This window comes from Floridaenema aerugineum BLCC-F46, from assembly GCF_041929345.1.
GTDB classification, from domain to species: Bacteria; Cyanobacteriota; Cyanobacteriia; order Cyanobacteriales; family Aerosakkonemataceae; genus Floridanema; species Floridanema aerugineum.
In genome coordinates, this window is the sequence record NZ_JBHFNQ010000084.1 from 61,236 (window position 1) to 80,618 (window position 19,383).

Here is a 19,383-nt window from a genome sequence, read left to right on the forward strand (position 1 = left end):
GAGCTTCTGGGTGTCAGGAGCGTCTCCTCCCCCCCACAAGCTCCTCTGCACCTACTAATATATTTTAGTTAAATATGTTGCTGACTACTGACAAATGGGCGAAAACCAAGTTAAACGGAAACTCCAGCAAGGTGAAGTGGTAATCGGGCCATTCATTAATTGTGCCTATCCTGCGTTCATGGAAATTTGTGGACACGCAGGGTTTGACTTCGCGATTATTGACATGGAACATGGGCCAATACACACTCTGGGAGCAGAAGATCTCTGTCGGGCGGCTGATTGTGTGGGGCTTAGTGCGATCGTCCGCGTTCGCAAAAATGATGCCCCCCAAATTCAACGCGCCCTCGATATCGGCAGCGCAGGTGTCCAAGTTCCACAAATTGAAACCTTATCCGATGCCGAAGCAGTTGTCCGCAGTGCCAAATATTACCCGTTGGGTAGTCGCGGTCTTTCTTTAAACACCCGTGCTGGAATGTATACTGCCGCCGGTACAGAAATTATCAGCAAATTGAACGCAGAATCTTTAGTGGTGGTTCATGTGGAAGGCAAAAAGGGCGTAGAAAACTTAGAAGAGATTGTCAGCGTTCCTCACATTGATGTGGTTTTTCTTGGCCCTTATGATTTGTCCCAGTCTTTGGGGATTCCCGGACAGGTGGGCGATGCCCGTGTAATTGAATTGATGAAACAATGTGTCACCAAAATCCGCCAGAATCAAAAAGCTGTGGGTACATTCGCCGATCACCCTGAGATGGCTAAGTTATGGATTGATGCTGGGGTGCAGTACATTGCTTTGGGGGTAGATGTGGCGATCTTTCTTCGCGCTTGTCAGGCTTTGGTCAAAGCTGTAAAAAGTAAGTTAGATTAAGTATGATTGCTTAGAAAGAAATTTTCTCATATCATAAGTTGCGATTTTTTGTTGTCCATTTGACAAGATTTTTTTGAGCAGCTTTTATAATGAAAAGAAAAAGCCCCGAAAAATATTAGGGGATCAATCAGAGCAAGGGAAATTACTATGCAAACGTTATTAGGTTCAACGGAATTGCCATATGCGATGATGTTTACATTGCAAAGAGTCGATCGCATCCGTTTAGAAGATTTCAAACCATTTTTTAACGACCTGCCTGTAGATCCTTACATTAAAGGTAAATACCGCCAAAGAAGATTGTCGCGGTTTAAAGTCTCCTCTGATGAAGTAGTAAAACTACCTCATGGTTATTTATTTCAAAGTAAAAACTACAATCCTTTAGTAGGCGATGTTAAACGAGAATTCGCTGAATTAGATGATGGATTAATCGAATTAGTTGAATTTAAAAAACTGTTATTTGCCTTCAGTGATTTTTGCAAGTTAAACTCAGTAGCTTTAGAAGTAGGAGTGCATCAAATTCGCACTACTTGTTCACCAGATAACTTCGGCAACCCAGCACCAGAAGGGATTCATAGAGATGGCACTGACTTAATTGGGATTTTCGCAGTAGATAGAGAAAATGTTGAGGGCGGCGAAACTCATTTATATAAAACTCGCAAACAAGACCCAGTTTTCAAACAAGTTTTAAATCCGGGTGAATTACTACTAGTAAACGATCGCGAATTCTTCCACTACACCACCCCCATCAAACCCGCAACCGAAGGTGTTGGCACAAGAGACGTATTTGTGTTAACTTGCCCTAGTTTGATTGAACATTAAGGGAACTAGGGACTGGGGGAAGAGGTGGGGGGAGTCAGAGAGTTTCTCGTTTAGAGAGTGAGAGAGTTTTGAGTTAATAAACGAACCCATCCCCCCATCTCCGAGAGTCCCCTAGTCCTATCAGAAAAATAGTGGGAGCGTGAGAACCCCTGAGATTTATCCAGGGTATGAAACGCGAATTTTTGGGGATTTATCCCCCTGTTTCTGGTATAATCTTCTTAGTGGTAAAGCGCAATTACTATTACCGGGTAACTCAACCCCATCATGGATCGTCGAGACAAATATCACCCAAGAAATCAGTAACGGTGACGCGACCTGCACTCTGGGAACCTGAAAAGGTAGAGAAACTGTTCCGAAAACAAGATTCAGATCCGTTTGGGGAGGGGCACTTCCTGAACGTTAAACAAAAATGCCTGTGGAGGCGGTCTGGCGGGGGCGAAAAACATCGGTTGAACGTCTAGTTAAGAGCCTAAGAAACAGGAAGAAAATGTTCCGTAGCACGGGTAAACCCGTGCTACGGAACAACATTTTTGAATCCCCTTCGTTTCAACAAGGGGAGTGTGTCAATCCTCTTGGGCTTCCTCTTTGGTATTGGTATTCCGCAGCGGGGTTTCGCGGTTGAATTTTAGGTGAATGGAACAAGTTTGTTCGCCGTCGGGTGTGTATGCTTCGATCGGAAAATCAAGCATCCCATCTTGGAAGGATAGCTGAAAGCGGAAAGTGCCGTCTGAATTTGCTTTAATCGGACGACCTCCGATCGTAATTACAGCATCGGGGGCTGTTGCGCCGTAAACTACTAGTTCTGCATCTGCCATTAACCAGAATTGGCGAGAACGTTCTGGTACTGCTTCTTTTGAAAAACCGACTCCTGATGCCCATTGACCGATGCCAGAGGGGAAAATATAAGAGCTAACTGTTTGTGCTGCTAAATTTGGGGTTGGCATATTGCCAAAAAAGGAGTCATGGAAGGCGTTAGCTGGGGTGGCAATTGCTTCTGGAGTGGGAGAACCTAAATCTAAAAATTGTTTGTTTTCTAGTTCTTCTTCCCAGCGAATAGTGATGAATTGGTCATTTGACCAACTGGAGGGATAAAGGGGAGGGACGCGGATGGAGTTTGAGCGGGCTAACATTAGCCAGCGACCATCATTAGTAAGGTAGCCGATTTCTACGATGTAGTCGCGATCGCTCACTGGAACAGGCAAATACCATTCCCGCCCCATTTCATCGCACTCAAATTCCTGTACGCTGTGAGGATTTTGGTAATCCATATCTACATCAGTGACATCATAGAATCGCAAAGCTAACTGAGAACCGCCCTGTTGCCGCAATTCTTCTTTATGTATTCTTGGAATATCCCAATAAGTGTAAGCCCACTGAGGATCGCGAGGCATTAAAACGATCCGACTTTCGTCGTACCCAGATGGTAAGTCAGGAAGTCCTTCGTCTACTGCGGCTAAAACTTCTGGGGTTAATTCTTCTAATCCCAGATTAAATTTAGCGGCTTCTATTTCGGACTGGGTATCATCGCTATCATAAACAATTGACGGGATATCACTTACTTCGGTAATGACAGCACCTAAATTACCTAAATCAATTTCTGTTGCTGGCAAAACATCAGAGACAATTCTCAATGGTGCGGATCTAGCTGCAATTAACCAATTTTCATCATCAGTCAGATAGCCAATTTCTGCCACATAATCTCGGTCAATGAGTGGTATGGGCAGTAATGTTTGGTTAACTTGTTCGTCTATAGAAAATTGTTGGAAAATTTGCGGGTTGTCCTGACTCAAATCAATTTCGGTCACATCATAAAGTCTGAGTGCTAATTGTCTGCCACCTTGTTGCAGCAACGCTTGTTTATGATCGTCAGAAACTTGCCAATTAGCAAGGGCTTGACGAGCATTTTCTACTGTCAAGGCGATCGTGCTGTTCCAGTCGATCGGCGTAGTATTTAATGCTGGTGTAATTTCGATAATTTCTGTTATTCGTGAGGCTGGGGTAACTTCGTCTATTTCCGGGATAATTTCTGCTACTGGTGATGGGATAACTTCGTCTATTTCCGGGATTATTTCTCCTACTGGTGAGACTGAGGAAACTATGTGTATTGGTGCCGATCTTGCCAATAATAACCAGCGATTATCATCTGTTAAATAGCCAATTTCTGCGGCGTAATTCCTCTCGCCAACAGGTATTTCCAGTAACTGTTGCTCCTCCTGTTCATCGACGGCGAATTGTTGGAAAATTGGCGGTTCTTGCCCAGTTAAGTCAATTTCCGTGACATCATAAAGCCGCAATAGTAAATATCTTCCACCTTGTTGCTGTAATGCTTGTTTATGGTTGGATGAAACTTGCCAGTTAGCGATAATTTGAGTGGGTGTTTCTGGTGCTAGGGAAATGGTGCTAGTAACGGGAGTTGAGCCTAGTGCGGCGACGACTCCGGGGGCTAAGTCAATTTCTGTGCTTGGTGGTGTATCGCTACTAATTGTTATTGGTGCGGATCTAGCTAATAATAACCAGCGTTCGCGTAGCGTGCCGTAAGGCGTATCGTCTTCTGTTAAATAACCAATTTCTGCGGCATAGTTGCGATCGCTAACTAATATCGGTAGTAACATTTGGTTAATTTGTTCATCCACAAGAAATTGTTGGAAAATTCCCCAATTTTCTGTACCAGGTTGGGCAGGGATTTCTGTGACATCATAAAGCCGTAATGCTAACTGCCTACCGCCTTGTTGTTGCAGTGTTTGTTTATGTTCTTCTGAAATTTGCCAAGCGGCAATAGCTTGATGATTATTAAATGGTGTCAAGTTAATGCTGCTGGTAGTAGGTGTTGAGGTAACAACCAGGGTAGGAATAGTAGCAGCACTTGGGGCAACGGTTGGTATAGATGGAACTATGGGTACTGGTGCTGATCTAGCTAACAATAACCAGCGATTATCATCAGTTAAGTAGCCAATTTCTGCGAGATAATCGCGATTACTTTCCGGTATGGCTACTAACATTTGGGTAGCTTGTTCATCTACGGCAAATTGGGGAAAATTCGCGGGAATTTGCTCATCTAGTAGAGACGTTTCATGAAACGTCTCTACTGTGACATCATAAATCCGCAATACTAATTGTTTGCCGCCTTGTTGTTGCAATGCTTGTTTGTGTCTATGGGATACTTGCCAAGCAGCAAGGGCGAGTTGATTGCTTTCTGGTGTCAGAGTAATGCTGCTACCCCAGTCTGCGGGTGTGGTGGGAATTAATGGTGCTGGGGCGGGAGGGATAACTTCTGTGACAGATGGTACAGATGCGGGTATGTAGATCGGATTAGATTTGGCTAGGGGCAACCAGCGCTCGTCTTCTGTTAAGTAGCCAATTTCTGCGTTATAGTCGCGATCGCCAACCAATATCGGCAATAATATCTCGTTAGCTTGTTCCTCTACATTAAACTGTTGGAAAATCTGCCAACCTTCGGTTTGGATTTGATCGATGTCACTAATGTCATAAAGTCTAATAGCCAGATGTCTCCCACCTTGTTCTAACACTGTTTGCTTGTGGGCTTCTGAGACTTGCCAAGCGGCAAGGACTTGTTGACTTTGACTATTTTCTGCTCTTAGGGTGATGCTGCTACCCCAGTCTCTTGGTAGGGCTGCTGCTGAGCCTAAAACTGCTCCACCTACTATACCTGCACCTCCTAACCAATCGGGTGTTGCTGGTGCTGGGGTAGCGGTTTCGCTAGTGGTATCTGTTGTGGGTAATAATTCTTCTCCCCAAAGTGGTTCTGCGGTGTTAATCGTTTCTTGTGGTTCTGTGGGGGAAATTACGATCGGTTCCGTAGTACTGGTATCAGGGGGAACTACAGGTTGGCTGGGTGCTTCGGTAGTGGTACCGCCTGCTAAAGGTGGTGTTGGTGTTTGGCTACCGGTTGCAATTGTTGAGGTGCGGCGATTTCTCAGTAGCCACCAAATCGGGATTCCTAACAAAGCTAATAAAGGTATCAACCACCACAGCCAACCAAGTCCACCACGAGTATTTGTTTGTTGTGTTTCGGCAAGGGGGGCGGGAGTTGGGTTTGGGGTAGTGACTGCGGGTGGTTTGGTTGGTGTTTGTGCGATCGCTGTCTGTGGGGTGGTAGCAACGGGAACGAAAGCCGCAGCTTTTACTACTTGTTGACCTGCGGGTGCGCTAGCAAAACCCAAGAATGCCAAAGCAGCCGGAGTCGGGTTTTTGCCTCTGTATACGTAAGAAACTGGTTGTGAAAAAGGATACCTGGGATCGTTGGGTAAAACTTTGTGCATTGAGACGATCCGCACATTTGGGCGTTCGACTACTTGGTTAGAAATAGCGTAGCTAATGCCATTAGTTCCCAATTGATTGATGACTGCATTGGTGCTATCTTGTGATAGCCTGAGAGCGTTGGAGCCTGAGCGAAAGGGACGGTTGCGGAAAACCGGGTAATTTTGTAAAGCTTGGCGGGTATCGCTATTTCTGGGGCGATCGATCAGACGAATTCTGGCACGTCTTCCCCCAACTTTTGACCAATCTCGAATTTCGCCGCGAAAGATTCTGGCAAATTGAGCATCTGTGATACTTCCTCTAAAAGTATTTTTAGGCCCGACTATAACCGCAATTTTAGTTCTAGGTAGAGCGACGGCAACTAAACCAAGTGATTTTTCTTTATCAGTTAAGGGACGACCAATAGCAGCTATATCTATATTTCCTTTAAGCAATGATTTTAAAGCAGCCGTTGTTCCCCGATAAGCAACATTTACTTTTGTACCGGGGTATTCTTTTTCAAAACGTTCTTTAAGAGCTTGGTTGAATTTAGCTACACTACTAGAGCCATCAATTCTTACTCTCGTGCCAGATTTGACTGACTTTGGTAGGGTAATTGTATTAGGAGAAGTGGGAGATTGAGCTAAAATAAGCAGGTTTTTTTGAGATGCTGTTGCGGGTTTAGGAACCACAGCCAAGGCTAGCAGTAAAGCTAAAGTAGCTATTGAAGTGTCTTTTTTTTGTAACATTATAAAAATGGCTCAGTAGCTTCAATTGAAGTTAAATTTTTCCAAAATATGAGCTATATTATATAGCTCTCAACAAGACAAGGGGACAAGGAGAGATGGGGAGGTGGGTTCGGTCAGGGGAGAATAGAAGATGTAGTTAAATAAATTATCCCCCCATCCCCCCATCCCCCCACCTCCCCACCTCCCGAGTCCCTAGTCCCCTAAGTTGTGGAAACGGTTAAACTGTTGGGTTTGCCTAAGTTGCCGTGTAGGGCGATGCCGCGATCGTTCGCTGCGAGATGACGGACAATCTTATAAATTGGCTCTATATCTTCAGTTGCGCCTAACTTTTCGGCAATTTGGCTCAAATACATGGGTTTGCCTTCTTGCTGAATTAACTGGACTACTTTGGTTTGCAGATCCAAAATTTCAGCGGCAGCTTTTTTACCTGCTTCGACTCCGGGTTGATGGTAGGCGTTGACGTTGACTAGGAAACCGTAGATACTGACGGCGCGTTCGTAAAGGGCAATTAGGGCTCCGACTGTGTAAGGATTGACTTGGGGAATGGTGACGGTGATTGATTGGCGGTTATTTTCGTAAAGTGCTTTGCGAGTTCCTTGCAAGAAACCGGAAAGATAATCTCCTGAAGTAATTCCGGGATCTATTTCGGGGGATGAACCTTCGCGGTCTTTTAACACTTCAATGAAGGTGGCAAAGAAATTAGGTACTCCTTCGCGCAACTGTTGCACGTAGGCGTGTTGATCGGTTGAGCCTTTGTTACCATAAACTGCTATGCCTTGATAGACGTTGTTGCCGTCGAGGTCTTTTTCTTTGCCTAAAGATTCCATGACTAACTGTTGTAGGTAACGGCTAAACAGTAGCAAGCTGTCTTTGTAGGGCAGAATTACCATGTCTTTTTCGCCTTTGCCGTTGCCAACGTAGTACCAAGAAACGGCAAGTAAGGCGGCTGGGTTGCTTTTTAAGTCGGGGATGCGGGTGGCGGCATCCATTTCTTTGGCACCTGCTAACATGGCGCGAATGTCAATGCCTTGTAATGCTGCGGGGAGTAAGCCGACTGCTGATAATTCGGAGGTGCGTCCGCCTACCCAGTCTTCCATCGGGAAGGTAGCGATCCAACCTTGGGAATGGGCGGTTTTGTCGAGGTTGCTGCCGACTCCGGTGGTGGCGATCGCTTGTTTGGCAAAGTCTAATCCTTGGGCGGCGAAGGCGTTTTGCACTTCGATCATGCCGTTGCGAGGTTCGGGTGTGCCTCCTGATTTGGAGATGACTAATACCAGGGTGCTGGCGAGTCTGTCTCTAATTTTGGTGAGGATGCGATCGATCCCCGCTGGATCGGTATTGTCGATAAAATGTATCGCCAGCGGGGGAAAGTCGGGGGCTAGGGCTTCGGCAACGAATTCCGGGCCTAAAGCCGATCCGCCAATGCCAATGGAGAGAAGGTCGGTAAATTTCGGGGCTTTGGGAGGACGAATTTCTCCATCGTGAACTTTGTGGACAAATGTTTCGATTTTCTCTAAAGTATCGATGATTCCTTGTTTGAGTTCGGGACTCGGTGCTCTGTCTGGATCGCGTAGCCAATAGTGTCCAACCATGCGGTTTTCGTCGGGGTTGGCGATCGCACCATTCTCTAATGCGGCTAGGTCTTTAAATGCTTTGTCCAATTTTGGCTGCAACGTTTGTAAAAAGTTGTCATCAAATCCCATCCGACTGACATCTAGGTAAAATCCTAGTCCTTCATGATAGTAAAGCCAGTCCTGGTAACGTTGCCAGAGTGCCGCTGCATCCATAGTAATTCTCATCCTAAAAATTTAACAGTGTCTTTTTCTTCCAACAGTTTAAAGGAGATAGAAAGTTTAGATATATAATTTGGGCAAATCTTACAATCATTTAATGAACAGGTCACAGGAGGGCGGAAATTTTCCGCATCATTTAAGAACTCTATAGGGTAAAATGCCTTAACAAAGTAAGATACTTGTTTTCTAGAAACCCTCTTCCCATGAATTTTACTCCTGGTTATTTAGTTTCGCTAATCATTTTTATATCGATATATGCTCTATTTGGCTTAGGGCTAAATTTACAGTGGGGTTTTACTGGTTTAATTAACTTTGGTCATGTGGCTTTCATGGCGGTGGGAGCTTACACTACTGTATTATTAAGTTTACAAGGAGTACCCCTATTTATTGGTGCTTTGATTGGTGCGGCTTTGGCTGCGTTGTTAGGTTTGTTGGTGGGTATATCAACCCTACGATTGCGGGAAGATTATTTGGCAATTGTCACCATTGGTTTATCGGAAATGATTCGCTTAATTGTGAATAATCAAGAGTTGCCTGTGGGGAATGGTCAATGGCGATCGGGCGTGTTCGGTTTACAAGGTTTTCCCCTACCTTTTAATAATATTACTCTGAATCCGTTGTTACAGTTTTTTTTGGTGGCTGTGCTATCAGTAATTGCTGGGTTAGGTGGCTGGCAATTGTGGCGGTGGATCAAGAAACAATTGCAACAGGGAAAGATCCGGGGTTCTAGTCCGATCGCATCTTTAATCATGGGAATTAGTGGGGCAATTTTAGGCTTAGTTGTTTATATTGTGGGTTTAATTTCCATACTTGATGCTAATAATTTTACTTACAAAACTGGGTTAATGGTAGTGCTACTGTTGGTTTTAACAGTAGTGTTTTGGGCTTTGGAAAGGTTAGTAAATGCGCCTTGGGGAAGAGTTTTAAAGGCAATCAGGGAAGATGAACAAGTACCAAGGGCTTTGGGAAAAAATGTGTTTTGGTATAAGTTACAATCGTTGATGTTGGGTGGTGCGATCGCCGGATTTGCTGGGGCTTTCTACGCTTGGCAATTAGCTACAGTTTACCCAGATAATTTTCAACCCCAAATTACTTTTGACGCTTGGACAATTATCATTTTAGGCGGTGCGGGTAATAATTACGGAACTTTGTTAGGGGCAATAATTTTTTGGGCTTATTTTGAAGGAACACGCTTTGTTTTACCGGGATTACTACCTTTCGATGATGCACGGTTGGGTGCTTTTCGGATTATGGTAATAGGGTTATTATTAATTATTTTAATGATGGTAAGACCGCAAGGTATTTTAGGTAAAAAGGAGGAATTAACCCTTGGTAAATAATCCATCAGATTCAATTTCAGATATACCTTTGAATGAACCAGAAACGGATATAGAGGATATTCTTAAACAGGTAGAAGATGCACCGCCAAGACCTCAAGCAAGTAATAATTTACTGTTATCAGCAAATGGTTTAAGTAAAAGTTTTGGTGGGTTAAAAGCGGTGGAAAATGCTACTTTGGAAGTGAGTCAAGGTAGTATTACTGGATTAATTGGGCCAAATGGTGCGGGAAAAACGACTTTATTTAATTTAATTTCTAATTTTATTCGTCCTGATTCGGGGCGGGTAATTTTTGATGGGGAACCAGTAGAAAGTTTACAATCTCATCAAATTGCCCAAATGGGAATGATTCGCACTTTTCAGGTGGCGCGGGTGCTTTCGCGACTTTCGGTAATGGAAAATATGCTATTAGCGGCGCAAAAACAAACGGGAGAGAAGTTCTGGAATGTGTGGTTTCGTGCCCATGACGTGAAGCAAGAAGAAAAAGATTTGCGCGAAAGGGCGATCGCTATTTTAGAATCAGTAGGATTAGCCCAGAAAGCAAATGATTATGCTGGTTCTTTATCGGGTGGACAACGCAAGCTTTTAGAAATGGGAAGGGCGTTAATGTCGCAACCCAAATTAATTTTATTAGATGAACCAGCGGCGGGAGTTAATCCAACTTTAATTAATCAGATTTGCGATCGCATTTTAACCTGGAATCGCGAAGGGATGACCTTTTTAATTATTGAGCATAACATGGATGTGATCATGTCTTTGTGCGATCGGGTTTGGGTATTAGCGGAAGGACGTAATCTCGCTGTGGGAACTCCTGAAGAAATTCAAAACAATTCCCAAGTTTTAGAAGCTTACCTGGGACAATAAAACTTGTATCATTTCCGACATCTAAATAAAAGTCTTACTCTTAAATTAGACTTAATTCAAGCTTTAGATGTGCGTTGATTTAACGCTGATTTTTTTGGTGTGAGGTTAATCATGAATAGACTTTTAGGAAACGCCCTACCATTGAGTATTGCTGTACTAATGAATGGTTGGCTAATTTCCAGTATCAGTCAAGCAGCAGAAATTAGCGAAGATGCAAATTCGCTGGAACAAATTGTTCAATATTCAGAATCATTAAATTCTGCTTCGGAAACAGGGGAAGATTCTGATAGTTCAGAACAGGTTACATCTGTTTCTCAATTGCGAGATGTGCAACCTACAGATTGGGCTTTTCAAGCTTTACAATCTTTAGTGGAAAGATATGGTTGTATTGAAGGATATCCAGACAGAACTTATCGCGGAAATCGCGCCATGACACGCTATGAATTCGCCGCAGGTTTGAATAGCTGTTTGGATAGAATTCAAGAATTAATCGCCGCTTTACCTCAAGGAGTGAGTAAAGAAGATTTAGACAGACTGCGAAAATTGCAAGAAGAATTTACCTCTGAATTAGCTAATTTACGCGGTCGTGTGGATGCTTTAGAAGCAAGAGTAAATAAAGTAGAAGCACAGCAATTTTCCACAACTACTAAACTCGGTGTGGAAGTTATTACTTATATTTCTGATGCTTTTGGGGAAAGGGCTGATGATGTCAATCAGACTACATTAGGTTATCGGACAAGAATTGATTTTAATACTAGTTTTACCGGAAAAGACCGCTTAAGAACTCGTTTGCAAGCGACTAATTTAAGATTGATTAATACTGGGGCAATTTATGGGGGAGTTTTTGGGCCCCCAGAAACAGCAGGAGAAACTGGAGAAACTCGTTTTGTTCCCAGTACTTTATCTGGAAACAATAACGTAACAATTAACCAATTGCAATATCGGTTTCCCATTGGTGACAGACTCAAAATCTTTATTGATGCTGCTTCTACAGATCCCACTTATGTCACTGATACAATTATTCCTTTCATTGATACTGCTACTGGTGCTTTGACTAATTTTGGTCAAGTTAATCCGGTTTATTTTCCGATCGGAAATCAAGCAGGAGTTGGGGCTAACGTTTTAATTACTAAAGGCTTAAGTTTAGACTTTGCTTATTTTGGAGAAAGTGGAACTCCCAATTTACCAGGTAATAAACAAGGTTGGTTCAATGGTGGTTACAGTGCTTGGGCACAGTTAACTTATCTTGGAGAAAGGTTAAAGTTTGGCTTACTTTATCTCAATTCCTATTCTCCAGAATTTGGTGTTGATACTTTAGCGGGTAGCAATGCAGCCAAAGTAATTGGTGCGGGGCCTGTTGTTGGTAATAGTTACGGTTTTCAAGCTAATTACCGCTTTAGTAAAGGCTTTGAATTAGGCGGCTGGGTAGGTTATACAGCGGCGCGTGCGTTGGATGTAAAAGGTGATGCAGAAGTTTTGAATTATGCTGCAACTTTCGCTTTTCCAGACTTACTTAAAAAGGGAAATTATGGTGGAATTGTGTTTGGAATGCAGCCGAAATTAATTAGTACTAGTAATGCAGCTTTAGCCGCAGCAATTGGTTTACCAGAAGGGCGCAGAAGCGATCGCGACACGGGATTCCACATTGAAGCATTTTACCGCATTCAACTCAATGATTACATCTCCATTACTCCCGGCTTTTTGTGGCTAACAGCACCTAACCACGACGCACGTAATCCTGATGCCGTAATCGCCGTAATTAGGACTGCTTTTGTATTCTAGTTACAATCAACTGGTATCTATCTTTAGATAGATTTGTTCCTAAAAAGTTGTAACTAAAAATACAATAAATCAGATAATAAGCCATATATCATTAAATTCCGATCGAACCGGAAATTGAAAAAATTGGCTTTTTTTAGGAATAAATAACTAGGAAACTCATAAACCATGTTCAGAAAAAAGTGGTTAATGGCAATTTTATTTATTGCCACATTAGTCATATCTCTGATAGTCGGAAACTTGAGAACTGACTATGTAACAGCACAAGACAATGCTGGTAAAAAATTAGTCATGGTGACATCAGCCGACTATCCACCTTACCAGTTTCGCAAAACAGATGGCGGAAACAGCGAAATTGTTGGTTTTGATATCGACATTGCCAAATATATTGCTCAAAAATTAGGTTACAAACTGGAAATTAGGGATGTAGATTTTAGTGGGATTATTCCCGCTTTGCAGTCAGGAAGGGCAAATTTTGCTATGTCGGGAATGACTCCTACTGCGGAAAGGAAGAAAAATGTCGCTTTTTCTGACCTTTACTATGAAGCTAAGAATACCATAGTTTCTCAGAAAACTAGTGACCTGAAAAATCCAGCAGATTTAGCTGGCAAAAAAGTGGGAGTTGAGTTAGGAACAACTCAAGAAAAAACGGCTAAATCGCTAAAAGATGTCCAAGTAGTAGCATTAAATAGACCAGGAAGTATCATTCAGGAATTAAAGTCAAAACGCCTGGATGCCGCAATTTTAGAAGACACAGTTGCCAAGGGATATGTTGCTAATAATCCCGAATTAATTTATGAACCAATTCCTACTACTTCTGAGGAAGCTGGATCGGCGATCGCATTTCCCAAAAATTCACCATTAGTTAACTCTTTTAATCAAGTTCTCCGGGAAATGAAACAAAACGGAGAATTACAAAAATTGATAACAAAATGGTTTGGGAATAATGGCGAAAAACTTAGCACTTATCAAGCCAACAATGATGTAGCTACCGCAGCAACTCCTAGCAAGATAGCAGTCGCCCAAAATACCCCAAATGCCCCCAATACTGGGCGGAAATTAATAATGGTAACTTCCGCAGACTATCCACCTTATGAATTTAGAAAAACAGGTGGTGGCGCTGGAGGTGAAATCATTGGTTTTGATGTTGATATTGCCAAATATATCACCAGAGAATTAGGGTACGAACTGGAAATTAGAGATACAGATTTTAGCGGGATTATTCCGGCATTACAATCAGGAAGAGCCAACTTTGCAATGGCAGGGATGACTCCCACTCCCGAACGGCTAAAAAATGTAGATTTTTCTGATATTTACTACGAAGCCAAAAATACAATTGTCTCCAAAAAAGGCTCGAATCTGACAACAATTGCGTCTTTAGCTGGCAAAAAAGTCGGTGTACAATTGGGTTCGACACAAGAGAAATTTGCCAAAGAAAAAATCAAAGGTGCGAAGATAGTTGCTTTGAATAAAACAGGTGATTTAATTCAAGAAATTAAATCTAATCGCATCAATGCGGCAATTATTGAAGATGCCATTGCTAAGGGATTTATTGCTAATAATCCTGACTTGGAATTTACGACTATTCCTAATAGTTCGGAAGCAGCGGGATCGGCGATCGCATTTCCCAAAGGTTCCCCATTAGTGCAGCCATTTAACAAAGTTCTCCAGCAAATGAAACAAAATGGAGAAATTGATGCACTAGTCAAAAAATGGTTTGAAAACCAAGGCGGAAATCAAGCAGCTGAAGAAGAGAAAAAACCGTCAAGTTTTGAAACAGCTTGGGGTAGCATTCCTTTCATCGCTCAAGGAATAGTAGTCACATTACAATTTACCCTAATTTCCGCATTCTTCGGATTTCTCTGGGGAATTGTTCTGGCATTGTTTAAAATTTCTACCATCAAACCTTTGAATTTGTTTGCTAAAGGTTATACTTCTGTATTCAGAGGTACACCACTGCTGCTACAAATCGCATTAGTATATTATGCAACGCCGCAATTAACTGGTTACGATATTCCAGCATTGTTGGCGGGTGTAATTACCTTCACTCTCAACTCAGGTGCTTATATTTCTGAGACAATTAGAGGAGGGATTCTCGCAGTTGATAAAGGACAAAGAGAAGCGGCTCTATCTTTAGGAGTGCCTTATCAACCAATGATGAAAGATATTATCCTACCACAGGCAGTGAAAAATATTTTACCTTCCTTGGTAAATGAAAGTATCGCTCTTTTAAAAGATTCATCTTTGGTATCAACAATTGGTGTGGTGGATGTGCTACGTCGCGCTCAAATTGTAGGTGCAGAAAAATATATCTACTTTGAACCACTATTAGTAGCTGGTTTAATTTATTACATTTTAGTAATGCTTTTGACTTGGGGAGGTTCTAAACTTGAACGACGATTACAACGTAGCGCTTAGAAAAGACTCTACGGCAGCAAACAAGGAAACAGGATTGGCAATTAAGGTTGAAGATCTGTATAAATCTTTCGGTTCTCTCAACGTTTTGCAAGGGATTTCGACTGAGATTAATAAAGGGCAAGTAGTTGCTTTAATCGGTCCTTCTGGATCGGGAAAATCTACCTTTTTGCGGTGTATGAATTTACTGGAAACACCAACTTCCGGCAAGGTTTTTATTGATGGGGTAGAAATTACTTCGCGAAAAACCGACATTATGAAAGTGCGGCAAAATGTCGGGATGGTGTTTCAACACTTTAATCTTTTCCCTCACATGACGGTGCTTAAAAATGTGATGTATGCACCGATAAAAGTGAAGCACGTCTCTGAGGAAGAGGCGCGAAAAGTGGGAATGGATTTGTTAAAAAAAGTGGGTTTAGAAAGTAAGGCAAATGCTTATCCTTCCCAACTTTCGGGAGGACAAAAACAGCGGGTAGCGATCGCACGTTCCCTAGCCATGAAACCCGATATCATGTTATTTGATGAACCGACATCCGCTCTCGATCCAGAAATGGTAAAAGAGGTTTTGGATGTAATGCAAGACTTAGCAAAATCTGGCATGACAATGGCAGTTGTAACTCATGAAATGGGTTTTGCTAAAGAAGTTGCCGATCGCATTTTATTCTTAGATCAAGGAAAACTCGCGGAAGATTCACCCCCGGAACTGTTTTTCTCGCAGCCAAAATGCGATCGGGCAAAACAATTTCTCGATAATATTTTGTAAAGGGGATTCAGATCCCCGACAACTTCTGCGAAGTCGGGGATCTAGATTTAGTTTACGCTGCTGCTGCTTGAAGAATGCGTTCTAAAATTGGTTTTCTATTCTTCAAGTTATAGCGATAACCTTCGGGAAGAATGTGCAATTTAGCACCACAAAGCGCCATTGCTTCATCCTTTAACAGATTATCTACATTGCTATGACTAATTTCTGCCACATCGACAATTGTTACAGAACCACTGCCAACTACTTCTATTACATCTTGATTAACTATTATCGCCGTATCTTCATCAATCCCAAATCCTAAAACAGCAGGTTGCTGTGCTAATGCCGCAATTAAACGTCCTAAACGTCCCCGTTGGGAAAAATGTTGGTCGATGACAATTCCGGGAAGAAATCCCATTCCGGGACCCATTTCTACCACTTCTGCTCTTGCATTTGTCGTAGAATCTCCTTCAACAATCATTACATCAGGCATGACTGCTGCACCTGCACTAGTACCCCCAATTACAGCACCTTCAGCGTAACGTTTGTGAATTAAAGCATCAAGTTCAGTGTCTTTAATGATACTAGTAATTCGCGCTTGATCGCCGCCAGTAAAAAATATACCAGTAGCCTTTTCTACAGCTTCTAAATATGATGATGAGCTAGCATCATCTCTGGTGACAGTATCAATAATCCGAACGTTTTCTGCCCCAAAACGTTCAAATATTTTTGTATATTGTTCTCCCACTTCTCTGGGTAATTCTGTCGCTGCGGTCATAATAACAACGTTAGCTTTAGTACCTCCCGAACGGCGCACAAATTCCCGGAGTACCCTACAATCGCCTTCTCTATCTTCCGCACCACCAATAATTATTAACTGTCCAGACCCTTGATTGTCAGCCATATAAACTCGCTTTTTTAATTCCGTTTATTACCTAAATTTGAGTAAAACATATTGAACTCTTAATTTTAAACAGCCATTTGGTAGATATTTATACTGAATAAAATTGAAAAATGTGATGTCATATAATCCCAAATGTTTATACTTTGGGAGTGATTAACAGTTGCCGAAAAAGATGTAAAATATTGTCAAGCAATTGGCGAATAATATTAATTTCTGGTAAAACAAAAGCTCCCGATTCCAGAGGTGAATCAGGAGAAACTTTCTTTAGATTTGTTGCTTGATGTTAGCAACAGTTCCTAACGTGACTTTTGGATTAATTTGCTTAAAAAAGAACGTGCCTTTTCTAATGGGAGATGTCTAGGTTTACCTTGGTAAACAATTTGGTATTCATCACTATATTCCCCATCTCCATAACCCGAAATCAGGTTGAGGTGAAAAGCGTTTTCCGCTAATTGATGAACTTCTTCTCTGAGAGTTAGAGGAGTTTTGGTGACAGTCATTTTACTGTCCTCCTAAAATGTGTTCTTATTTACAATTTAATTTAGGGCGTTGTGTTATCAAAGACATCTTTCTCAAGGGGTAGGTTATCAGCCAGAGTTTATCAGTATTTTGTAGGAAGTAAAAAATCAAATCATTCTAAATGTTGAAATAAAGAATAATTTATAAAACAATTTTCACAGCAAAAAACAATAGCTGTTGGATAGATTAGAGAATACTAACTATAGATAGAAGAAAATCTCGCCAAAACGAACTAACGTAGATTGGTGCGAAAAGCTTAGAGTGAGCGAAGATTTTAGGTAATTCCAGTAGCGATCGCTCTGATTAAGGCATTCTACCAAAGGAGATAGTGATGGTAAGAGAAAAGATTAATGATGATCCCCGGATTAATGCTAGAGAAAAAGACGCATTTGACATTTTTAACCTGAAGCACTATGTAGGGCCAAATCCGTATTTAGGAACAGCTGCGATCGTTTTTGATTTTGACCTTACCGGATATCTCGAACCAGAATCTATAGAAAATTATGTCGAAGAAATTGGCAAATTTTGCCCCCAATTAAAAGATAAGCAATATGAATCTTACGGGCATTTATTAGCTGAAACTATCATGGAAGTAGGGAAACTACAGATGGGTTTACACCCGCAAAAATGGAACGTTAATCCATATAAATATCATCAAATAATAGCCTTAGAAACTATCCATGCCCGGACTACAAAAGGAGTAATTTACTTGGTTTGGGATTGGTTAGAAGCTATTACGCAAAAGGATGATTTCCCGGTTTATAAAAAGTTTAAAACCCTGCAAGAAATGTTTCGCGCCTCAGTTTATGGAGGGCCTACAGTTTACTCTTTATTCCGCACCGCAAATCAAAAAGGCATTCCCGTATTTTACTTGTGGGATGAAGGATTAATGCAGTATGGTTATGGGAAAAAATTAGTGCGGGGTGTGGCTACAACGTTCGATCGCGACAGCCATTTAGACTCAGATTTTACCACGAGAAAAGATGACTGCAAAGACTTTTTGTACACCCTTGGTTTTCCAGTACCTAAAGGTGATATTGTGGGGACTTTTAGCGGTGCTTTAGATGCAGCAGATATCGTTGGTTATCCAGTCGCAGTTAAACCAGTTGTCGGTCATAAAGGAATTGGGGTAACAGCAAACGTACAAAATGGAGAAGAATTAGAGCACGCTTTTAATCGAGCATTAAAAGCCATTCCCGATACCCAACCTGTAGATATTATTGTAGAGAAAAGTTACACCGGATCGGATTTTCGCTTACTCTGCGTCAATGGTAAATTTGTCGCTGCTACTGAACGTCGTCCCGCTTGGGTAGTTGGTGATGGAAACTCGACTATTGCGGAATTAATTGACAAGGAAAATTCTAAACCTGAAAGGTTAGATACTCCGACTTCACCAATGGGAAAAATTCAAGTTGATGAAGCAATGGAGATGTTTTTGGATGAACAAAACTTGACGATGGATAGCGTAATTGAAGCAGATAAAACAATTTATTTGCGTAAAGTTGCGAATCTTTCCGCTGGGGGAGTAAGTATAGATGCTACTGCTACAGTTCACCCAGATAACATCATTTTGGCGCAAGATATTGCCCAGCATTTCCGATTAGTTTGCATGGGTATTGATGTGATTGCGGAAACTCTCGCGGAATCTTGGAAAAAAGGGAATTTTGCGATTCTGGAAATTAATGCAGCACCGGGAATTTTCATGCACTTAAATCCCGCTTTTGGAGAAAGTGTCGATGTGCCATCTTTTATTATTGAAACTTTCTTTAAAACTGCGAATGATGCGAGAATTCCGATTATTACTTTTAACCGAATTTCGCTGAAAGAATTGGAAGATACGATCGATCATATCCTCTTAAAATACCCTAATTGGACGATCGGTGCAGTTTGCCGTCAAGGGGTATTTGTGAACCGTTCTGAAAAAGTAATGCACAAGGATTATAATACCAACGTGCAAAGTCTATTACGTAATCCCAAGCTGGATTTACTGATAGCTGAATATTGCGGAGATATCTTAGAAAGCGACGGAATGTTTTACCAAGGTAGCGATATCATTGTTTTAGATAACCCCACTGAAACGGAAAAAACTTTGGTACAAAATGCCTACGAAGATGCTACCGTAGTCGAAAAACAAGGTGATAATATTTCGATTCGCCGTCAAGGTTGGATGGAAAATTACCAACTGAGATCGGGTGAACCTTTTACGCCAGTTTATCTCAAACAAATTGGAGTTATTTTGTAATCACCCTTGCTGGGTTCGTTGTTGGGGGGGAAAGCGCAAATATAAAATAGTTTATATAAAAAGAAAAGACAAACACAAAAAAAAAAAAAAAAAAATT

Annotated in this window: 11 protein-coding genes and 3 pseudogenes; 9 read left to right on the forward strand and 5 right to left on the reverse strand. The window is 41.7% G+C overall.

The features are described from left to right. Nucleotides 1–94: 94 nt before the first annotated feature. Nucleotides 95–865, forward strand: coding sequence for an HpcH/HpaI aldolase family protein (locus tag ACE1CC_RS10635; RefSeq protein ID WP_413270428.1), 771 nt, complete (start codon nt 95–97; stop codon nt 863–865). A gap of 147 nt (nt 866–1,012) precedes the next feature. After that, nucleotides 1,013–1,684 (forward strand): 2OG-Fe dioxygenase family protein, encoded by a 672-nt coding sequence (locus ACE1CC_RS10640; protein ID WP_413270429.1) that lies wholly within the window; start codon nt 1,013–1,015, stop codon nt 1,682–1,684. 563 nt (nt 1,685–2,247) lie between these two features. On the opposite strand, the pseudogene ACE1CC_RS36770 reads toward ACE1CC_RS10640, so the two are convergent. The 3 genes and pseudogenes from ACE1CC_RS36770 to ACE1CC_RS10650 all read right to left on the reverse strand — a co-directional run. Then, a pseudogene (locus tag ACE1CC_RS36770) lies at nt 2,248–3,207 on the reverse strand (DUF4912 domain-containing protein); the annotation flags it as partial. Nucleotides 3,208–3,309: 102 nt separating this feature from the next. Beyond that, a pseudogene (locus ACE1CC_RS10645) lies at nt 3,310–6,690 on the reverse strand (DUF4912 domain-containing protein); the annotation flags it as partial. A gap of 200 nt (nt 6,691–6,890) precedes the next feature. Beyond that, nucleotides 6,891–8,477 carry a glucose-6-phosphate isomerase gene (locus ACE1CC_RS10650; RefSeq protein WP_413270431.1) on the reverse strand — a complete coding sequence of 529 codons (1,587 nt, stop codon included), beginning with the start codon at nt 8,475–8,477 and terminating at the stop codon, nt 6,891–6,893. A 209-nt stretch (nt 8,478–8,686) separates the two neighbouring features. Between ACE1CC_RS10650 and ACE1CC_RS10655 the strand changes: the two genes are divergently transcribed. From ACE1CC_RS10655 to ACE1CC_RS10675, 6 genes and pseudogenes are all read left to right on the forward strand, one after another. Further along, nucleotides 8,687–9,823, forward strand: a complete 1,137-nt coding sequence (locus ACE1CC_RS10655) for a branched-chain amino acid ABC transporter permease (RefSeq protein WP_413270432.1) — start codon at nt 8,687–8,689, stop codon at nt 9,821–9,823. A gap of 58 nt (nt 9,824–9,881) precedes the next feature. After that, on the forward strand, nt 9,882–10,685 hold the full coding sequence (locus ACE1CC_RS10660) for an ABC transporter ATP-binding protein (RefSeq protein WP_459563825.1): 804 nt from the start codon (nt 9,882–9,884) through the stop codon (nt 10,683–10,685). Between the two features lie 111 nt (nt 10,686–10,796). Further along, complete coding sequence (locus ACE1CC_RS10665) at nt 10,797–12,467, forward strand: iron uptake porin (protein WP_413270434.1); 1,671 nt, start codon at nt 10,797–10,799, stop codon at nt 12,465–12,467. Between the two features lie 288 nt (nt 12,468–12,755). Then, nucleotides 12,756–13,112: pseudogene (locus ACE1CC_RS36775) on the forward strand (transporter substrate-binding domain-containing protein); the annotation flags it as partial. A 363-nt stretch (nt 13,113–13,475) separates the two neighbouring features. Beyond that, nucleotides 13,476–14,882 carry an ABC transporter substrate-binding protein/permease gene (locus ACE1CC_RS36780; RefSeq protein ID WP_459563826.1) on the forward strand — a complete coding sequence of 469 codons (1,407 nt, stop codon included), beginning with the start codon at nt 13,476–13,478 and terminating at the stop codon, nt 14,880–14,882. A 34-nt stretch (nt 14,883–14,916) separates the two neighbouring features. Beyond that, a complete protein-coding gene (locus tag ACE1CC_RS10675; protein WP_413270441.1) occupies nt 14,917–15,642 on the forward strand; it encodes an amino acid ABC transporter ATP-binding protein in 726 nt (241 codons plus the stop codon). Nucleotides 15,643–15,694: 52 nt separating this feature from the next. Here the strand turns inward: ACE1CC_RS10675 and ACE1CC_RS10680 are convergent, their stop codons facing one another. Together ACE1CC_RS10680 and ACE1CC_RS10685 are read right to left on the reverse strand one after the other, a co-directional pair. Next, entirely contained in the window at nt 15,695–16,525 is an 831-nt protein-coding gene (locus ACE1CC_RS10680; protein ID WP_413270436.1) for a cyanophycinase, read from the reverse strand. A 296-nt stretch (nt 16,526–16,821) separates the two neighbouring features. Continuing rightward, nucleotides 16,822–17,025: a hypothetical protein gene (locus ACE1CC_RS10685; protein WP_413270437.1), complete on the reverse strand. Its 204-nt coding sequence runs from the start codon at nt 17,023–17,025 to the stop codon at nt 16,822–16,824. 350 nt (nt 17,026–17,375) lie between these two features. Here ACE1CC_RS10685 and ACE1CC_RS10690 point away from each other — a divergent pair, with 350 nt between their 5' ends. After that, nucleotides 17,376–19,286 (forward strand): ATP-binding protein, encoded by a 1,911-nt coding sequence (locus tag ACE1CC_RS10690; RefSeq protein WP_413270438.1) that lies wholly within the window; start codon nt 17,376–17,378, stop codon nt 19,284–19,286. Nucleotides 19,287–19,383 lie beyond the last annotated feature (97 nt).